The organism is Stomatobaculum sp., assembly GCF_057248925.1.
Genome location: NZ_DBHIHF010000027.1, coordinates 13,013 through 31,153, shown reverse-complemented (window position 1 = coordinate 31,153; position 18,141 = coordinate 13,013). Strand labels below are relative to the sequence as shown.

General features: G+C 59.3%; 13 protein-coding genes and 5 tRNA genes. All 18 read left to right on the top strand.

Annotation, left to right across the window (positions count from 1 at the left end; all coding sequences use genetic code 11):
• Nucleotides 1-61 precede the first annotated feature (61 nt).
• Nucleotides 62-133: transfer RNA gene (locus ACO4XG_RS09455), tRNA-Glu, on the top strand.
• A gap of 22 nt (nt 134-155) precedes the next feature.
• A tRNA-Ile gene (locus tag ACO4XG_RS09450) sits at nt 156-229 on the top strand.
• A 12-nt stretch (nt 230-241) separates the two neighbouring features.
• A tRNA-Asn gene (locus tag ACO4XG_RS09445) sits at nt 242-314 on the top strand.
• Between the two features lie 4 nt (nt 315-318).
• A tRNA-Asp gene (locus ACO4XG_RS09440) sits at nt 319-392 on the top strand.
• Between the two features lie 24 nt (nt 393-416).
• Nucleotides 417-502 (top strand) — tRNA-Leu (locus tag ACO4XG_RS09435).
• Nucleotides 503-603: 101 nt separating this feature from the next.
• The gene (locus tag ACO4XG_RS09430) at nt 604-1,254 is read left to right on the top strand and encodes a type I phosphoribosyltransferase (RefSeq protein ID WP_308509080.1); all 651 of its coding nucleotides are present in this window, start codon (nt 604-606) and stop codon (nt 1,252-1,254) included.
• A gap of 190 nt (nt 1,255-1,444) precedes the next feature.
• The gene (locus ACO4XG_RS09425) at nt 1,445-3,238 is read left to right on the top strand and encodes a carbohydrate-binding domain-containing protein (protein ID WP_308509079.1); all 1,794 of its coding nucleotides are present in this window, start codon (nt 1,445-1,447) and stop codon (nt 3,236-3,238) included.
• Nucleotides 3,239-3,308: 70 nt separating this feature from the next.
• Nucleotides 3,309-3,926 (top strand): SMC-Scp complex subunit ScpB, encoded by a 618-nt coding sequence (scpB, locus tag ACO4XG_RS09420; protein WP_308509078.1) that lies wholly within the window; start codon nt 3,309-3,311, stop codon nt 3,924-3,926.
• Nucleotides 3,916-4,347 carry a dUTP diphosphatase gene (locus ACO4XG_RS09415; RefSeq protein WP_308509077.1) on the top strand — a complete coding sequence of 144 codons (432 nt, stop codon included), beginning with the start codon at nt 3,916-3,918 and terminating at the stop codon, nt 4,345-4,347. The genes scpB and ACO4XG_RS09415 overlap by 11 nt, the downstream gene beginning before the upstream one ends.
• Before the next feature lie 11 nt (nt 4,348-4,358).
• A complete protein-coding gene (locus ACO4XG_RS09410) occupies nt 4,359-5,165 on the top strand; it encodes a tetratricopeptide repeat protein (RefSeq protein ID WP_308509076.1) in 807 nt (268 codons plus the stop codon).
• Nucleotides 5,158-6,432 (top strand): GTPase HflX, encoded by a 1,275-nt coding sequence (hflX, locus tag ACO4XG_RS09405; RefSeq protein WP_485129694.1) that lies wholly within the window; start codon nt 5,158-5,160, stop codon nt 6,430-6,432. The genes ACO4XG_RS09410 and hflX overlap by 8 nt, the downstream gene beginning before the upstream one ends.
• An 11-nt stretch (nt 6,433-6,443) precedes the next feature.
• Nucleotides 6,444-9,857, top strand: a complete 3,414-nt coding sequence (locus ACO4XG_RS09400) for a PD-(D/E)XK nuclease family protein (protein ID WP_308509074.1) — start codon at nt 6,444-6,446, stop codon at nt 9,855-9,857.
• Nucleotides 9,854-13,435 carry a helicase-exonuclease AddAB subunit AddA gene (gene addA / locus ACO4XG_RS09395; protein WP_308509073.1) on the top strand — a complete coding sequence of 1,194 codons (3,582 nt, stop codon included), beginning with the start codon at nt 9,854-9,856 and terminating at the stop codon, nt 13,433-13,435. The genes ACO4XG_RS09400 and addA overlap by 4 nt, the downstream gene beginning before the upstream one ends.
• 56 nt (nt 13,436-13,491) lie before the next feature.
• A complete protein-coding gene (gene nusB, locus ACO4XG_RS09390) occupies nt 13,492-13,908 on the top strand; it encodes a transcription antitermination factor NusB (protein WP_009532396.1) in 417 nt (138 codons plus the stop codon).
• Nucleotides 13,909-15,141 carry an exodeoxyribonuclease VII large subunit gene (gene xseA, locus ACO4XG_RS09385; protein WP_308509072.1) on the top strand — a complete coding sequence of 411 codons (1,233 nt, stop codon included), beginning with the start codon at nt 13,909-13,911 and terminating at the stop codon, nt 15,139-15,141. It abuts the gene before it with no gap.
• The gene (gene xseB, locus ACO4XG_RS09380) at nt 15,125-15,376 is read left to right on the top strand and encodes an exodeoxyribonuclease VII small subunit (protein ID WP_308509071.1); all 252 of its coding nucleotides are present in this window, start codon (nt 15,125-15,127) and stop codon (nt 15,374-15,376) included. Before xseA ends, xseB begins: the two co-directional genes overlap by 17 nt.
• Entirely contained in the window at nt 15,357-16,253 is an 897-nt protein-coding gene (locus tag ACO4XG_RS09375; protein ID WP_308509070.1) for a polyprenyl synthetase family protein, read from the top strand. Before xseB ends, ACO4XG_RS09375 begins: the two co-directional genes overlap by 20 nt.
• A 14-nt stretch (nt 16,254-16,267) precedes the next feature.
• Nucleotides 16,268-18,133, top strand: coding sequence for a 1-deoxy-D-xylulose-5-phosphate synthase (gene dxs / locus ACO4XG_RS09370; protein WP_308509069.1), 1,866 nt, complete (start codon nt 16,268-16,270; stop codon nt 18,131-18,133).
• Nucleotides 18,134-18,141 lie beyond the last annotated feature (8 nt).

The window sequence follows — 18,141 nt, the reverse complement described above, 5'->3', positions numbered from 1 at the left end:
GGGTTTGGGAAAGAGATGAATAGATAAAAGATTCTGTGTGCGATTTTCAGGGTGTAAAGACGGCCCCATGGTCAAGCGGTCAAGACATCGCCCTTTCACGGCGGTAACACGAGTTCGAACCTCGTTGGGGTCACTAGAGTTTAGGAACTCACCTTGGAGCTTTAGCTCAGCTGGTTAGAGCAGTCGGCTCATAACCGATCGGTCCCGGGTTCGAGTCCCCGAAGCTCCACTTCAGTAGTATTCCTTGTTAGCTCAGTCGGTAGAGCACGCGGCTGTTAACCGCGGTGTCGTTGGTTCGAGTCCAACACGAGGAGTTTTGGCCCGATGGCTCAGTTGGTTAGAGCGCCGCCCTGTCACGGCGGAGGTCGACGGTTCAAGTCCGTTTCGGGTCGTTGCATCAGGCGTTGATGCTATTTGCCGGCGTGGCGGAATAGGCAGACGCCCAGGACTTAAAATCCTGTGGTCAGGAATGACCGTACCGGTTCGACCCCGGTCGCCGGCAGGATTTCAACTCAGAGCGAAGGCTCTGAGTTTTTTTGTTGCATTCGCCTCCGAGTTCTTTTACAATCATCCTATAAGGACTTGTCAAAAGGAGGAAGCGTTATGCAAGAAATCAATTATACAAAGATTTACACTGCCGGTTGTGATGCGCCTCTCAAGATTCGGAAGGGGCATTTCGCCTCGAATCATGCGCACATCAACTACTACATTGATGTGACGACCTTGAAGACAAGAAGCGGTGAGGCGAAGGAAATTGCTCGCTTTTTGACGGGAACCTATCTCTTCGGCACGGTAATCGATACCATCGTCTGCATGGAGGGCACGGATGTCATAGGCGCCTATCTCGCGGATGAGTTGACCAAGGAGGGCTTCCTCTCCACGAATGCACACAAGACCATGTATGTCGTGCATCCGGAATTCAACTCGAACTCTCAGCTCATCTTCCGCAATAATTTGCTCCCGGAGATTGCGGGAAAGAACATCATGGTGCTGATGTCCAGTATCACGACGGGACGCACGCTCGATAAGGTACTCGAGTGTATCCAGTACTACGGCGGTACCCTTGCAGGCGTATCGGCCATCTTCAGTGCCTTCGAGAACTACCATGATATTCCGATTTCCGCGGTATTCGGAAAGAAGGATATTCCGGATTATGCGTCTTATGATTATCGGGAATGCCCGCTCTGCCGTGAGGGACGAAAGGTAGATGCCCTGGTCAATGCCTACGGCTTTGCGTCGCTCGGCGACAATTAAACGAACCGAAAAAGGCTTCAAAGAAGCTGTCCGCAGATTTGCGGACAGCTTCTTTTTTTCACAGAGTCTTCACAGAAATGCCGGTTTCTTTCAGCTTCCTTTCAGCTTCGCTTGGTAAAGTGTCACCATCAACAAACAAACACCCGAAGAAATTCTTCGGTGCCATGATTTGGCGGAAAGGAGCAATCTTATGAAAAAGAAATATCTTGTACTGACAGCGGCAACGCTTTCCCTCGCAATGGCGCTCGGCGCCTGCGGAAGCTATGCGGGCGCAGCCGCAAGCCTTACGGCGCGGAGTGCAACGGAGGCGAATGCGGAACACAGAGAAGGCGCGGTCGAGAACACGGCCGATGCAACCGTCATCAGCGCAAACGGCGGTGACATCACGGTTACCGGCGACGGTGCGGTTGCGGCAGACGGCACAGTGACCATTCGGAAGGCAGGCACCTATGTGCTTCGCGGAAACTTCACGGAGGGTCAGCTGGTAGTGGATGCAGAAGAGGGCGCGGAAATCAAGCTGATTTTTGACGGCTTCACGATCAGCAATTCGACCAATGCGCCGCTGGTATTCGAGAGCGGTGCAAGCGTCACGATTGTCCTGCGGGATGGCACGGAGAATGCGGTCTCGGATTTGAGAAACAGCGCGGAGGACAACAAGGCAGCGATCTATGCGAAGTCAGACCTCACGATTTCCGGAAACGGTGCTCTGGCAGTACAGGGAAACGCAGAGGATGCGATTCACAGTGAGGCGAATGTCACTGTGGAGGGCGGCACACTCACTTTGAAAGCGGGAGATGACGGCATCCACGCGGATGAAACTCTGACCGTTCGGAACGGCAGTATCAATGTCACCGAGTCGGAGGAAGGGTTGGAAGGTATGGTCGTAGACATTCAGGGCGGCATCATCACGGTGACTGCAAAGGATGACGGCATTAATGCCTCCGACGGTTCCGGCAGCGACGCCGCACCGGGACAGGCAACCGAGGGCGCAGCTGTTCGCATCAGCGGCGGAATGGTCACCGTCAAGGCAGGCGGCGACGGCATTGATTCGAATGGCGATCTTACCATCAGCGGCGGCACGGTTGTGGTCGATGGTCCTTCGGACGGCGGAAATGCGCCGCTCGACTATGACGGCAAAGGCGTTATTACCGGCGGTACTGTCTTCGTGACGGGGGACAGAGGCATGTTCCAGGCGTTAAATGACAGCGGCTCGACGCAGAAGAGCCTGGTCGTTTCCCTCAATTCGACGCAGGGGGCTTCGACCAAGGTGACGATTGCGGACTCGAAGGGCAATGTGGTATATGAGAATACCGCTACGACGCAGGCGTTTAACACCTTGCTCTTTAGCGCCGCGGATCTGAAGCAGGATGAGAGCTACACCGTGACCGTCGGAAGCGAGAGTCAGACCGTGACTGTAAATGACAGTGCGAATACAAACACGGAGAATGGCGGACAACAGGCCAGCAGAGATCAGCAGGGCGACCGTCAGAATCGCAGAGGGAAACAGAACGGTCGGCCGAGTAACAGAGGCCGGCAGAACGGCGGCGCATTCGAAGAAGACAGGGATGGCGAAGTGCGCGATGACCGCAGTACAGTGCAGCGTGGCGAAAGCAACCGCCCGGAGGGCAGACCGGAGAACGAAAGTCAGCAGGGCAGCAGAAGCCGGAACGGTAACCGTCCGGAGAGCAGATCGGAGAACGAAGGTCAGCAGGGCGGCAGAGGTCAGAACGGTAACCGCCCGGAGGGCAGACCGGAGAACGGCGGTCAGCAGAACGGCAGAGGACAGAACGGTAACCGCCCGGAGGGTAGACCGGAGAACGGCAGTCAGCAGGGCGACAGAGGTCAGAACGGTAATCGCCCGGAGGGCAGACCGGAGAACGATCAGCAGCAGGGAAAACAGCGCGGAAAGAGAAGTGTCGAAGGCGACGATAAAAACAAGGGCACATGCAGTTGTAGCGCAGGTTGCAACTGCCGGGCGAAGTGAGAAAAGCCGCATGGACAAGAGCGGAAAGGAGGCGGTATAATAGAACATACTATCGAGTGGAGGAAGGCGCATGACAGAAGCAGAGATGCAGCGACAGGAGGCGGTGGTAGAGGCAGTGCTCTTTACCATGGGAAAATCGGTTGAGACCAGTCTGCTGGCAGCGGCGCTGGAATGTACGGCAGCGGAGGCAGAGGCCGCGGCCGAACGGCTCGCGGCGCGGTATACGGAAGCAAATCGCGGCGTGCAGCTGCTCCGTCTCGAAAATGCTTGGCAACTCGGCACAAAGCGGGAGTTTTACGACGCCTTGATTCGCGTCGCGAAGGAGCCGCGGCGGCAGGTTCTGAGTCAGGTCGTGCTCGAGACCCTTGCGATTATTGCCTACCGCCAGCCTGTCACCAAGATGGAAATCGCAAAGATACGAGGTGTGTCCTCCGATCACGCAGTCAACAAGCTGATTGAGTACGGACTCATCTATGAAGCCGGAAGGCTGGACGCTCCGGGGCGTCCAGCCCTCTTTGCGACCACGGAAGAGTTTTTGCGGCGCTTCGGTGTGGACTCGAAGCAGGATTTGCCCTCGGTCACGCCGGACCAGGAGGCAGAGATTCAGGAAGAGGTAAAGCGGGAGTTAAACTACCGCTTCGGGACGGAAGAGGGAAAGCTCGGAGAGGACAGCGAAGATGGAGATTAAAATCAAATATTTCAGCGAGGGCATCGAGCGCCTCCGCTATATCGACGGCAAGAGTGACTGGGTGGATCTCCGCGCGGCGGAAGAAGTGATCCTGAAAAAGGGAGAGTTTCGCCTGATTCCGCTCGGAATCGCGCTGCAGCTTCCCGCAGGTTATGAGGCGCATGTGGTGCCGCGGAGCTCCACGTTCAAGAACTTCGGCATTTTACAGGTCAATTCGATGGGTGTCATCGATGAGAGCTACGGCGGCGACGACGACCAGTGGTTTTTCCCGGCACTCGCGATGCGGGACACGGAGATTCATGTGAATGACAGAATCTGTCAATTCCGCATCACGGAGCATCAGCCGCGTCTTGTCTTCCGGGAAGTCGAGAAATTAGAGGGCGAAAAACGCGGCGGTTTTGGCAGCACGGGGATTCAGTGAGGAACAGAGTCATGCAGAAGAGACAGGGACTTGTCATCGCACTCCCGGTCGCGCTGCTGCTTTTCAGCGGTTGCGGCGCGCGCGGGCAGGCGGTCAGAAAGTATCGCTCGCTCGGTATTGCGGAGATGCAGAAACAGAACTATGAGGCCGCAATCGATGCCTTCCGCCATGCGACCGATTATTACGGTACGGCACAGCAGGACAAGGAGGAGGCGGATATTCTCGGTTATCTCGCCGAGGCGGAGTATCGCGCGGGTAAGTATGAGGACGCGCTGACGCACTACGAGCTTCTGCTCCAAAAGGACGGCCGCAAGGCGGCGTATCTGGATCTCGCCTGTGCGGCGGCCGTTAAGGCGGACAAGGGCTGGGATACAGCGCTTGCCTACTATGACGAGGCGGAGAAAGCGGGCGGAGATCGAACGCTGCACCTCGAAGCACTCTATCTGCTCGGCGAGACAGCGCGGAGCAAGGGGAGCGCCGCGGAATTGGAGACCGTGCGTGCGGCGTATGAGAAAGCGTATCCGGGCGCCAAAGAGGACAGTCGCTTTTTGCTGCACTACGGCGATCTTCTGGTCAGTGTAAAGAAGACGGAAGAGGCATTTGCCGTGTTCGAGGCGGGCGAAAAGCTCACGGCCGCAAATGCGGAAGAACAGGCGACATTCCGGGAGCGCGAGGCTGTCTGCCAGGAATACCGCGGGGAGTATGCCGATGCGCTGCAGCGCTTTACGGCTCTCCTGGAGAGCGGCCTGGGCGACAAAGAGATGCTGGAGCATGAAGTTGCGTTTTTAAAGACGAGAGTAGGAGGAAATGATGGCTGAACTGATTGTCACCGAAGAGGCCAAAGAGCGGGTTGTACTGATTGGCATTCAGCAGCGCGAGCGGGACGGGAGCGAGGAGTCGCTCACGGAGCTCGGCGAACTCCTGAAGACCGCCGGCGCGGAGGCGGTGGGCCGCCTCCTGCAGCCGCGCGAAGCGCCGGATCCCGGCACCTATTTCGGAAAAGGCAAAGTGGAGGAACTGAGGGAGCTGCTTCTCAGTCTGGAGGCTGATGCGGTGGCGGCCGACGATGAGCTGTCTCCGGCGCAGATGAAGAACTTAAGCGAAGCGCTCGGCGTCAAAGTCATGGACCGTACGATGATTATCCTCGATATTTTTGCGCAGCACGCGGTCACGGCCGAGGGCAAACTGCAGGTGGAACTCGCACAGCTCCACTACACCCAGGCGCATCTTCTCGGTATGCACAGCTCCCTCTCCCGCCTCGGCGGCGGAGTCGGCACCCGGGGACCGGGCGAGCAGAAACTGGAGCTCGACCGCCGCGCCATCCGCGCACGCATCAGTTTTCTGCGCGACAAGCTTGAGGAGCTGAAGCGCCACCGGGAAGTTTCGAGAGCGCAGCGGGAGAAAAGCGGCAGTTATATTGTCGCGCTGGTCGGTTATACGAATGCCGGCAAGTCGACTTTGTTAAACCGGCTCACCGATGCCGAAATTCTCGCGGAAAACAAACTCTTTGCGACCCTGGATCCGACCACCAGAAAACTCGCGCTGCCGGGCGGCGAAGAAGTTCTCGTCACGGATACGGTCGGCTTTATCCGAAAGCTGCCGCACCAGCTGATTGAGGCGTTTCACTCGACGCTTGAGGAGGCGCGTTATGCGGACCTGATACTCCATGTAGTCGATGCGTCCTCGCCGGAGGCGGACACACAGATGGCGGTGGTCTACGAGACGCTGCGGGAACTGAATGCGCTGGAAGATCACAGCATTATCGCGGTTTACAACAAAACAGATCTTCCCGGCACGGAGGCACTGCCGAAGGACATTCATGCGGCAGCTTCCGTCCGGATTTCGGCGGTGACTGGTGAGGGCATTGACGCGCTGAAAGAGCTGATTTCGGCGGAGAAAAAGAAGAGCCGCCGGGCGTTTGAATGCCTCTTTCCCTACGCCGCGGCAGGGCGCATTCAGAGCATACGCCGTCAGGGTAAGCTCCTCGAGGAGCGCTATGAGCCCGAGGGGATCTATGTGCGCGCCGAGGTTCCGGCGGCCCTCTATGAGCAACTGATACAAGAACAGCAGTCGCAGTCAAACTGAGGAGGTTTTGCGTGGCGTATTCCTTTTATCTCGGTTCTTCCGGCAGCGGAAAAAACGAGCGCGCTTTTCTGGACATGATCGAGGCTTCCCTCGAGGCGCCGGAAGAGCGCTTTTTTGTTCTGGTGCCGGAACAGTACAGCATGCTGGTGCAGAAGAAACTGCTCGCCCTGCACCCGCGCCATGCGTCGCGAAATCTGGAAGCCCTGTCGTTGAACCGGCTCGCCTATCGAGTGTTTCAGGAGCGGAATGTGAAGCTCCCGCCGATTATGGACGAGAGCGGTAAGGCAATGGTCGTGCGGCGCGTCGGCAGTCTTCTGGAAAAGGAACTGACCCTCTGGAAAGGCAAGGTCAAAAAGGCGGGCTTTGCGGAACAGGTGAAGTCCATGATTTCCGAGTGTCTGCAATACGGCGCGGCGCCGTCGCGCTTTGCGGAACTCGCGGAAACGGAGAAAAAGCGGCAGCTCTCGATGAAACTCCGCGACTTTTCCCTGCTCTATCAGGGCGTTCGGGATTTTGTACAGGGCAAACAGCTGCCGAAGGAAGAAATTCTCGGTTACTTTGCGGACTGTATCGCAAGTTCGGAGTTGCTTCGCGGCGCACATATTCTGCTCGCCGGCTTTGTGGGCTTTACGCCGGTGCAGTATCGCGTCCTCGAGGAATTGCTCGCCGTCGCGGCCGATGTGCGCTTTGTGGTCTCGCTCGACACGGCGCTGAATCCCTACCGGCAGCTGCCGGAGGAAGAACTGTTTCATCTCTCGACCGAGTATATCCGCCGCATCGGGGAGATTGCGGACCGGGTGCGCGTCCCGCACGGCGAAGACCGCATTTTTCTGGGGGCTGCGCGCCTCAAGGCGCCGGAACTCGCATTTCTCGATGCGCATGCACTCCGTTACGACGGCGCTGTCTACACAGGCGAGGTGCGGGCCCTGACCGTCGCGGCACAGGAGTCTCCGGAGGCAGAGGCAGCGGCGCTATCGAGACATATTCTCCGTCTCGTGAAGGATGAGGGCTATCGCTATCGCGACATTGCGGTCGTCGTCGCGGATTTTCAGGGGCTCGGCGAATTCTTTTCCGAGGCATTGCTTGCGGCGGGGATTCCGGCGCATCTCGACGAAAATCTGACGGTGCGCGCCAATCCGCTGCCCGAACTTCTGAACGCCGCCCTGCTCTGTGTTCGGGAGAACTTTTCGCCGCGCACCTTTTTCCGCTTTCTGCATAATCCGCTGGTCACGAATCAATGGAAGCTGACTGCGCTGCTCGAAAACTATGTAACCCTGACCGGCGTCCGGCATTTTAAACGGCTCCGGGAGCCATTTTCATACTGTCCGCGGGAACTGGAGGGCGCCGATCTGGAGGCGCTGAACCGGTTTAAGGAGGAAATGCTGAACCTGCTCCTGCCGCTTCGGGAGGCTTTCTCGGCGGGAGAGGCGGATGTCGCGGCAATCGCTGCGCTTCTCGAAGAGCTGATGGAACGGCTTGCGGTCGAAGAAAAGCTGCAGCATGCCGCCGAGCGGTTTCTCGCGGCGGGCGAGGCGCCCCGCGCCCGGGAATTTTCGGAAGTCTTCCCGGAGACGCAGCGCATTCTGCGGGAGATGCGAGAGGTGCTTTCGGGAGAGCGTCTGTCCTGTGCGGACATGGCGGGGGTGCTGGAGAGCGGACTCAGAGAAATTCACATCGGACAGATCCCTGCCTATGCGGACCGCGTCACACTCGGTGATCTGACGAGAACCCGTTTTCTCGATGTCAAAGTGCTCTTTCTGCTCGCGGCAAATGACAGCGTGCTCCCCAAGCGCCGCGAAGAGGGCGGTGTGCTTACCGAGCGGGAGCGGGAGGCGCTCCGGGCCGCAGGGCTTACGCTCGCACCGGGCGGCAAGGCGCAGCTCTATGAACAGCGGTTTTATCTCTACCGCTTGCTGACCGAGGCGTCCGAACAGCTTCACATCAGCTATTCGACGGTGGACCGGAGCGGCAAGGCGCTGCGCCCCTCCTTTTTGCTGCGGCATTTAGAGCAGCTCTTCCCGAAACTCCGCGCTGCGGTCCCGGAGACGGGAGAGCGCTTTTATTCGACGCCCGAGGCCGAGCAGGCGCTGATCCGGGCGCTCCGCGCAGCCAGAAAAGTCGCGGAAGAAAACGGGGACAAGAGCGTTGTCGCTTCGGCTGCATCGCTGCTCTCTGCCTTTGCGGCGGCTGAGGAGAGAAAGCGCGAGGCCGGAATGCTCGCAGATGCCGCCTGTGCCCTCTATGCCGAGGGGCAGCTGTTCCGGGAGACTGCGCTCGCGCTCTACGGCGAGGTGCTGACCGGTTCGGTGACTCGCGTCGAAGAGTATTTTCGCTGCCCGTTCCGCCACTTTGCGAACTACGGACTGCGCCTCAGGCAACTGCCGGAATTTCAGATAGCACAGCAGGATCTCGGAAGCCTCGCGCACCGTGCGATTGAGCTCGTGTTCCGCGCGGCGGCAAAGGCACAGAAAAGCCCCGCGGCGTATTCGGACGAGGAACTTCGCGCCGCCGCCGCCGATGCGGTGAGGGAGGCGGTGGAGGCAGATGCGAGCGGCCTCTACCGGGACAGTGCAAAGAACCGCTGGATTGTCAGAAAATTAACGCGGATTGTGACGCAGAGCATTCTTGTGATGGCAGAGCAGCTGAGACGGGGCGCCTATCAGCCGCTCGCGGAGGAACTGCGCTTTTCGAGCAAGGACGCGCCCGAGAGCACACCGGTGCTTTCCGTCGGCAGTATGCAGCTTCGCGGCAACATTGACCGCGTCGACACGGCGGAACACGAGGGGAAACTCTATGTCAAGGTGGTCGATTATAAGACAGGTGCCACGAGCTGGGAGCCCTATAAGATACTGAGCGGCTCACAGTTACAGCTTTTGATTTATCTCTCCGCGATCACAGAGCTCTTTGAACGGCAGTATCCGGATAAGGAAATATTGCCGGGCGCCGTTTTTTACGCGCCGATCGGCGATGCGTTTGTGGATCTCGAGAAAATACGGACGCAGGAAGCGCTTCGGAAGGCGAAGTTAAAAGAGCTCACACCGAGCGGTCTCATGAATAGCGACGAGACAGCACTCACTTTGCTCGCGGGCGACGGCGAGGACGCGGCGGATTTTCTGCCGGTCCGAACCAGTGAGGGAAAAATCCGCCTCGGCGAGAATACGGTGGATGCAAGCCGCTTTATCAAACTGCAGGCCTATGCGAAGGGAAAACTCCGGGAGGCCGGCGAGGCGATACTCGGCGGCAACGTTCAAGTGTTGCCGCTCGAGGAGGACGGACATACAAGCTGCGAGTACTGTCCCTACCGCGATGTCTGCGGCTTTGATGCCAATCTCACCGGCTACAAGGTGCGGCGGAACAAAAAGCAGAAGGCAGAGGAAATCTTTGCCGAAATTGACCGCGAGGCGGGAGAGGAGACAGGGAGATGACCCGTTGGACTGAAGAACAGGAGAGAGCCATTGCGCTGTCCGACCGAAGGCTTTTGATTTCGGCGGCGGCGGGCAGCGGAAAAACCGCGGTTCTGACCGAACGCATTGTCGCGAGCGTCATAGACCCAAAGCATCCGGTCGATATCGATGAACTGCTCATCATGACCTTTACCCGCGCCGCGGCTGCCGAGATGCGGGAGCGCATCCGGCGCAGGCTTGAGGACTGTCTGCAGCAGGCGCTTCGCGGCGGAGAGCCCGGAATTGCGGCGCGCGCCAAGCGAGAACTCGCGGAACTGGATGCTGCGCGAATTACGACGATAGACAGTTTCTGTCTGACTGTGCTCCGGGAACACGCGGACCGCCTCGCGGTCGATCCGGCGTTTCGCGTCGGCAGCGAGGAAGAGCTGCGCATCCTGCAAAACGATGTGCTCGAAGAGCTTTTGGAAGAACAGTACGAGAAGGCGGATCCGGCCTTTCTCCGCTTTGCGGATGCCTTTTCGCAGGGCAAGGCAGATCTCGGTATCGGCGAGGAGATTCTGGCGCTCTATCGGTTTGCGGAGAGTCTGCCCTGGCCGGAAGAGTGGCTTTTGTGCGTCGAGGCGGAAACAGAGCGGACGGGCGGCGACGTATCGGAGAGTGCCTATGCGCGTTATATGGCGGAAGAATTTCGAAAGCTCGGCGCCGAACTCTGCGGCTTTGCGGAGGAGGCACAGCTTCTCTGCGAAGAGGGGGGCCTGAACGGCTATGAGGGCGCGGTGCAGAGCGACCTCGGCAAACTGCAGCGCCTCCGGGCGGCGGAGGATTATCCCTCTGCCTGCCTTGCGCTCACAGCTTTTCAGAGCTACGACAGACTCGGAAGGAACAAAAAGGACAGCGACCCGGACTGCGCATCCCGCGTCAAAAGTCTCCGAGAGTTTTGGAAGAAGGCGCTCAAAAAGCCGCTCGAAGCCTTCGGGCGGGGAGAAGCGGACTGCGCGGACAGAGTCGAAGACGCCGAGACCGTTCGCACGCTGATCGGTCTGGCGCGCGATTTTTCGGCGCGTTTTCTGGCAAAGAAGCGGGAAAAGAATCTCCTGGATTTTTCCGACCTTGAGCACGAAACCTTGGCGCTCTTTTGGGAGCGCGATGCCGCGGGAAAACGGCATCCGAGCGAAATCGCAAGGGAATATCAGGCCGCGTTTCGGGAAATCTATGTCGACGAATACCAGGATTCGAACGGGGTGCAGGAAGAACTGCTCCGCGCAATCGAGACCGGAAGACTTTTTCTGGTCGGCGATATCAAGCAGTCGATTTACGGCTTCCGCCACGCAAAGCCCGAGCTCTTCGCGGAGAAATATCGCAACTACCGGAAGGATGACGGCGGCGTAGCGGAACCCGGAATTGACACGCGAGTGGATCTCCGCAAAAACTTCCGGAGCCGCGAAGCGGTGCTCGCAAGCTGCAATGCCGTTTTCTCGTATCTCATGCGCGAAGAACTCGGCGGCGTCCGCTATGACGCGGATGCGGCGCTGTATCCGGGGGCGGCGTTTCCGCTGTCCGAGGGCAGCGGGGACAGCTATGCGACCGAACTTATGCTGGTCTCCGGGGACGCAGAGGGTGAGGAGACAGCGGCGTTTGTCGAGGCAGAGGCCATCGCAACCCGTATCCGGGAGTTGATTGACCCGGTAAAGGGACTCAAGATTTCGGACGGCGAAGGCGGTCTCCGAGCGGCTGCTTACGGGGACATTGCAATCCTGCTCCGCGCGACTTCCGGACAGGCGGAGCGCTTTGTCGAAGTGTTGATGAGCCACGGTATCCCGGCGCTCGCCGAGCAGAAGACCGGTTACTTTGACGCGACAGAGGTCAGAACGGTGTTGAGTTTACTCCGCGCGATCGACAATCCCTTCCGAGATATTCCGCTCGCGGCCGTGCTCCGCTCCCCGATCGGCGGTCTCAGCGAAGAGGAGCTTGCCTCTCTCGCGGCAAAGGGCGAGGGCGTGAGCCTCTACGAGCGCCTCGAAGCGGCCGTCAAGGCAGCGCCGGAGAGTATGGCCGCGGTGAAAGCTGCCGCGCTCTTTCAGAAACTTGAGGCCTGGCGGGAAGCGGAGAGCTATCTCGAGCTCCCGCAATTCCTGCGACTTTTGTATACAGAGAGCGGCTACCGGAACGAGGAGGCAGCGCGCCCGGGCGGTGAACTCCGCTTTGCGAATCTGCAGATGCTGATTGTGAAGGCGGAGGAGTTTGAGAGCATCGGGTACCGCGGACTCAGCGACTTTGTGCGCTATATTGACAATCTGAAAAAATACAACGCCGACTACGGTTCGGCGCAGCTCCCCGGTGAAGAGGCAGCGGCGGTCCGCATTATGACCGTTCATAAGTCAAAGGGCTTAGAGTTCCCGATTGTCTTTTTGGCCGGTCTCTCAAAGCGCTTTAACCAGCGGGATCTGAGCCGCGGCATTCTCTATGACGAGAAACTCGGCATTGCGGCCGATGCGGTCGATTACGACTTGCACGCCAAGGGCGGTACGGCGAAGAAAGCGGCGTTTGCCTGGCATCTCCGGACAGAGGCGCTCGGGGAAGAACTCCGCGTGCTCTATGTCGCGATGACGCGCGCCAAGGAGAAGCTGATACTGGTCGCCGGGTTCAAGGCAGGAACAGAGCCGCTGCCGGACGGCGAGAACAGAGAACCGTCATCCGACACCTGCGGTAACGGCGAGCCGCTCTGCACGGCCGAGCTCCGCAGCGCAAACAGCTATCTCGAATGGATTCTCATGGCAATGGCGCGGGACAGGGAGCTTTGCCGGATTGTCGTACGGCAGGTGAGCGCCGGGTCCGCGGCGCGCGAGGTGCTTGCCGCAGGCGAGAAGGTACTCCTGCTCCGGGAAGAACTCCGAAAAGCCGAGGAGACGCCGCCGACAGAGACGGAAGCCGCCCGCTTTTTGCCGCTCATAAAGCCCTATGCCTATGCGGAAGATGTGCGGCTTCAGGTCAAGTGGAGCGCCTCGGAACTGAAGCGGCTTCAGGAAGAGCGGGAAGAAGGGTTCTCTGCGCCGCTCTTTTCCCTCCCGCAGGACGGGGGAAGCGAGGTCGCGGCGCGGCGCGGCACCGCCTACCACAAACTGTTTGAGCGGATTGATTTTACCCGGTCCTGGACAGAGGTAGAGCTTCGGGATTTCCTGAAAGAGCTGACGGAGACCGGCGCACTGCCGGAAGAAGACGGGACATTAATCGCACTGCCGCCTGTCCTCCGTTTTCTGCAGAGTGCGCTCGCGGCGCGGCTCGCAAGCGCGCAGCGCGCCGGGACCTTGCACCGCGAGACTTCTTTTGTGATGGCGATACCGGCGCGCGAGGCCGACCCGTCCAGACAGAGCGAGGAACCGGTGGTCGTGCAGGGCGTGATTGACGCCTGGTTTGAGGAGGGGGGACAGCTGGTACTGCTCGACTATAAGACCGACAAGGCAACGGAGGAAGCGCATTACCGCGAGAAATATACAGCACAGCTTTCTCTCTATGCGCGGGCGCTCACGATGACGGAGGAAAAGAGGGTCGCGGAGAAGCTCATTTACTCGACAGCGCGCGGCGAGGTTCTCGCCTTGTGAATCGCATCGAATTGCGCTATACTTCGACTAAGTATGTGCTTTGGAAAGGATAGGAGATGACAAGACGAGCGCTCAGAGAGCATTGCTTTAAGATGCTGTTCAGCACCGATTTTTGCGCGCCTGCGGAGGCGGACGGGCAGATTGATGCGTATTTATGCGAAGTTCCGGACGAAGAGGACGAGAGTCCGGAATTCAGTGAGGAAGAGCGGAAGATATGCCGGGAGCGCGTCAAAGCCGTTCTCGACAAACGCGAGGAGATTGACGGCATCCTGCAGCAGGCGTCCTCCGGCTGGAGTCTCCGGCAGATGGGGCGCGTGGAGCTCACAATCCTCCGCCTCGCCTGCTTCGAGCTCCGTTTCGACGAGAACATCCCGGAGAAGGTCGCAATCAATGAGGCTGTAGAGCTCGCAAAGAAATTCGGCGGAGAAGAGGCACCCTCTTTTGTGAACGGCGTCCTCGCGAAACTGGTCTAAATGGCAACGATTTATACGGTGACGCAGCTCAATGCCTATGTGGGCAATCTGTTCCGCGAGGATTTTCTGCTCGCGGGGCTTCGCGTGCAGGGCGAGCTCTCCAATGTGAAGTATCACGCGAGCGGGCATATTTACTTTACCTTGAAGGACAGCGGCGCGGAACTCCGCGGCGTCATCTACCGGCAGAATGCACTCGGCCTCGACATGCGCCTTGCGGACGGCATGCAGGTGGTCTGTACGGGAGCCGTGACAGTCTACGAAAAAGCGGGCGTCTACCAGCTGAACACGAAAACCGTCGAGAAACTGGGACAGGGTGAGCTCTATGCGCTCTATCAGGCGCGCCTCCGCGCGCTCGAAGCGGAAGGTCTCTTTGACGCGGCGCACAAGAAGCCCCTGCCCCGCTTTGTCTTGACGCTCGGCGTCGTGACGAGCCCGAGCGGCGCGGCGATTCATGACATTCAGACCGTTGCCCGCCAACAGAATCCCTATGTCAAAATCGTGCTCTATCCGGCGCTGGTGCAGGGAGAGGGCGCGGCAGAGAGCATCGTGCGGGGGATTCGGACCCTCGACCGGCGCGGTGTAGATCTCATGATTGTGGGACGCGGCGGCGGCTCTCTCGAAGATCTCTGGTGCTTTAACGACGAGCGGGTCGCGCGGGCAGCCTACGCCTGCGAGACGCCCCTGATTTCTGCGGTCGGGCACGAGTCGGATGTGACCCTTCTCGACTTTGTCGCGGATCTCCGCGCGGCGACGCCTTCGGCGGCAGCGGAGCGCGGTGTCCCGAATCTGGCAGCGCAGCTGGCCCTGATTGCGGGGCTGCGGCAGCAACTGTCTCGGGGGCTTCGGGAGAAAGTGGGCGATCTCCGCGCGCGCGCAAGAGGGGCGGGCTTCCAGCTCCGGCTGAACGCGCCCGAAGAATTGCTCAGTGCGAGACAGCAGCGCACCCGCGCGCTGCGGCAGGGACTCGAGGCAGGACTGAACAAAAAGATACAGGCGCGGCGGGCGGCGTTTCAGCTGCTCGCGGCGCGTCTTCGCGCGTCTTCTCCGCTCAATCGTCTGACCGGCGGCTATGCCTACGCTGCGCACGAAGACGGCACAGCCGTGCAGAGCGCCGCAAGCCTCACGGCAGGAGAGCGGCTAAACCTTCGCTTCCTGGACGGCGCGGCGGAGGTCAGAGTCGAAGAAATCAGGAGAGAACAGCAGGAGGAGGAGAACCATGGACGAAAAGCTTGAGCAGGGGAAGAAGCAGGTGGCGGCAAAGAAGAAGAGCAAGCTGTCGGTCGAAGCGAGCATGGAGCGCCTCGAAGCGCTGCTGGAAAAGCTTGAGGCGAGCGATACCAGCCTCGAGGAGGCCTTTTCGCTCTACGAAAAAGGTATGAAGCTCGCAGGCGAGATCAACGAGCGGCTCACCTTTGTCGAAGAGCAGATGGAAGTTCTGGAGGATCGCTATGCCGACACTTCCCTATGACAAAACAGAAATCGAGACGCTGATTCGCGCTGCGCTGCCCTGTGAAGAGGGGTTGCAGCGCACCGTGATCCGGGCCATGCGGGAGGCTGTCGAGAACGGCGGCAAGCGCATACGCCCGATTCTGCTCTTTGAGACCTGCAAAAGTTTTGCGGAGCGGCGCGGTGAGACGGGCTGGAAGGAAGAGGCGGCGCCCTTCCTCGCGGCGCTTGAGATGATACACAGTTTTTCGCTGGTGCACGACGATTTACCCTGCATGGACAATGATACGCTGCGCCGCGGCAAGCCGACGACCTGGTATGTCTACGGCGAGGCCATGGGAACGCTCGCGGGCGACGGACTGGTGTTGGAAGCACTGACCGTGGCCGGGCGCGCCGTGGGACAGTCCCGCCATCCGGAGAGGGCGGCACGGGCGCTCGCGATACTCGGCGAGAAGAGCGGTGTCGGCGGCATGCTCGGCGGGCAGTCCGTGGATGTCGAGAAGACCGGAGAGCGCCTGGATGCGACGACGCTCGACTTCATCTACCGCTTGAAAACCGGCGCCCTTCTCGAGGCCGCCTTTATGATGGGGGCGGCTCTCGGCGGGGCGAGTGAGGCAGAAATTTCATGTGCCGAGCAGATCGGCAGGGCAGTCGGTCTCGCGTTCCAGATTCAGGACGATATTCTCGACGAGACCGCGACCGAGGCAGAGCTCGGCAAACCGCTGCATTCGGATGAAAAAAATCAGAAGACGACCTATGTCTCCCTTTTTGGGCTGGAAGCCGCGAGAGAGGCTGTCAGACAACAGAGTGAAGCGGCAGAGCAGCGCCTTCGGGAGTTCCCGGGCGAGACAGAAACCCTCGCGGCGCTCATTGCCTATCTCACGGACCGCCGCTTCTGAGGACGGAGAGAGTTATGAGTCGATTGGATCAAATCAACGGACCGGCGGACATACGCCGGATACCGGCAGCGGAATGGGGGGCGCTCGCGTCCGAAATCCGGCGTTTTCTGATTGCACACTGCGCGGAGTCGGGCGGACATCTCGCGAGCAATCTCGGCGTCGTGGAGCTCACGATGGCCATGTATCTCAGCTTTTCGCCGCCGGAAGATAAAATCATCTGGGATGTCGGACATCAGTCCTACACGCATAAGATTCTGAGCGGCCGCAAAAAGGATTTTGCGGGGCTTAGGCAGTTCGGCGGCATTGCGGGTTTTCCGAAGCGGAACGAAAACCCGTGCGACGCGTTTAACACCGGACATTCTTCCACCTCGATTTCGGCGGGACTCGGCATGGCAACGGCGCGGGATCTTCGCGGCGAGCATCATGCGGTGATTTCGGTCATCGGTGACGGCGCGCTGACCGGCGGCATGGCCTACGAGGCGCTGAACAATGCGGGACAGCTCAAGTCGAATTTCATCATTGTGCTGAATGACAACCGCATGTCCATCTCCGAGAATGTGGGTGGCATGTCCGCCTATCTGAATTCCATCCGGACTTCGGTGGGCTATAACCGCCTGAAAGAGAATGTCGCGGAAGCGCTCTCGGCGATTCCGGGGGTCGGAAAGCGCATGGTCGAGAGTCTCAGAACCACCAAAAACGGCATCAAACAGCTCTTTGTGCCGGGGATGCTCTTTGAAAATCTCGGCGTGACCTATCTCGGACCGGTCGACGGACACGACATTAAAAAACTGATGCGCGTCTTTGAGGAGGCACGGCGCTTAAACCGCGCGGTTCTCGTGCATGTCATCACCGAAAAGGGCAAGGGCTACCGCCCGGCGGAGCGGCATCCGGATTTGTTTCACGGCGTCGGACCCTTTGAGCTTGCGACCGGCATCCCGAAAAAGAATAAGCACTATCCGGACTACACCGATGTCTTTTCCAAGACCCTGATTCAGCTCGCCGCGGAGGATCCCCGCATTGTCGCAGTCACGGCGGCGATGCCGGAGGGCACGGGGCTCGCGGCGTTCGGGCGGCGTTATCCGCAGCGCTATTTTGACGTGGGCATTGCCGAGCAGCACGCCGTGACGAGTGCGGCGGGCCTCGCGGCGGGCGGCATGAAGCCGGTCGTTGCGGTCTACTCGTCCTTTTTGCAGCGCGGCTTTGATCAGGTGCTTCACGATGTCTGTATCCAGAACCTGCCGGTAGTCTTTGCGATTGATCGTGCGGGTCTGGTCGGCGCGGACGGCGAGACCCATCAAGGTGTCTTTGACCTATCCTATCTCGGCTGTATTCCGAACATGACCATACTTGCGCCGAAGAATTGTTGGGAGCTGGAAGAAGAACTCCGCTTTGCCTTTTCCTACGGCGGTCCGATTGCGATACGCTATCCGCGCGGTCAGGCCTATCGCGGGCTTCCGGAACACAGAGAAGCGATACGCTTCGGCAAGGCAGAGCTTATTTTTCGCGAGGAAAAGACAGCTCTGCTCGCGCTCGGCAGCATGGTGAGCACGGCGGAGCATGTCAGAGAAAAGTTAAAGGCGCTCGGCCAGCCCTGTACGCTTGTCAATATGCGCTTTGCGAAGCCGATTGACCGGGATCTTCTCGCAGAACTCGCAGAGACGCACCAGAACTTTGTGACGCTCGAGGAGAATGTGCTCCGCGGCGGCTTCGGTCTCGAGGTGGCCGAATGGGCTTCGTCGCAGGAGAAAGAACTCTCGGTGACACACATTGCGTTGCCGGACGCTTATGTGGAGCACGGCGATGTGTCGGTGCTCCGGCAACACCTCGGCATTGATTCAGATTCGATTGTCCGCGTGCTGCGGGACAAGTATCACTGGTGAGTGGAGAG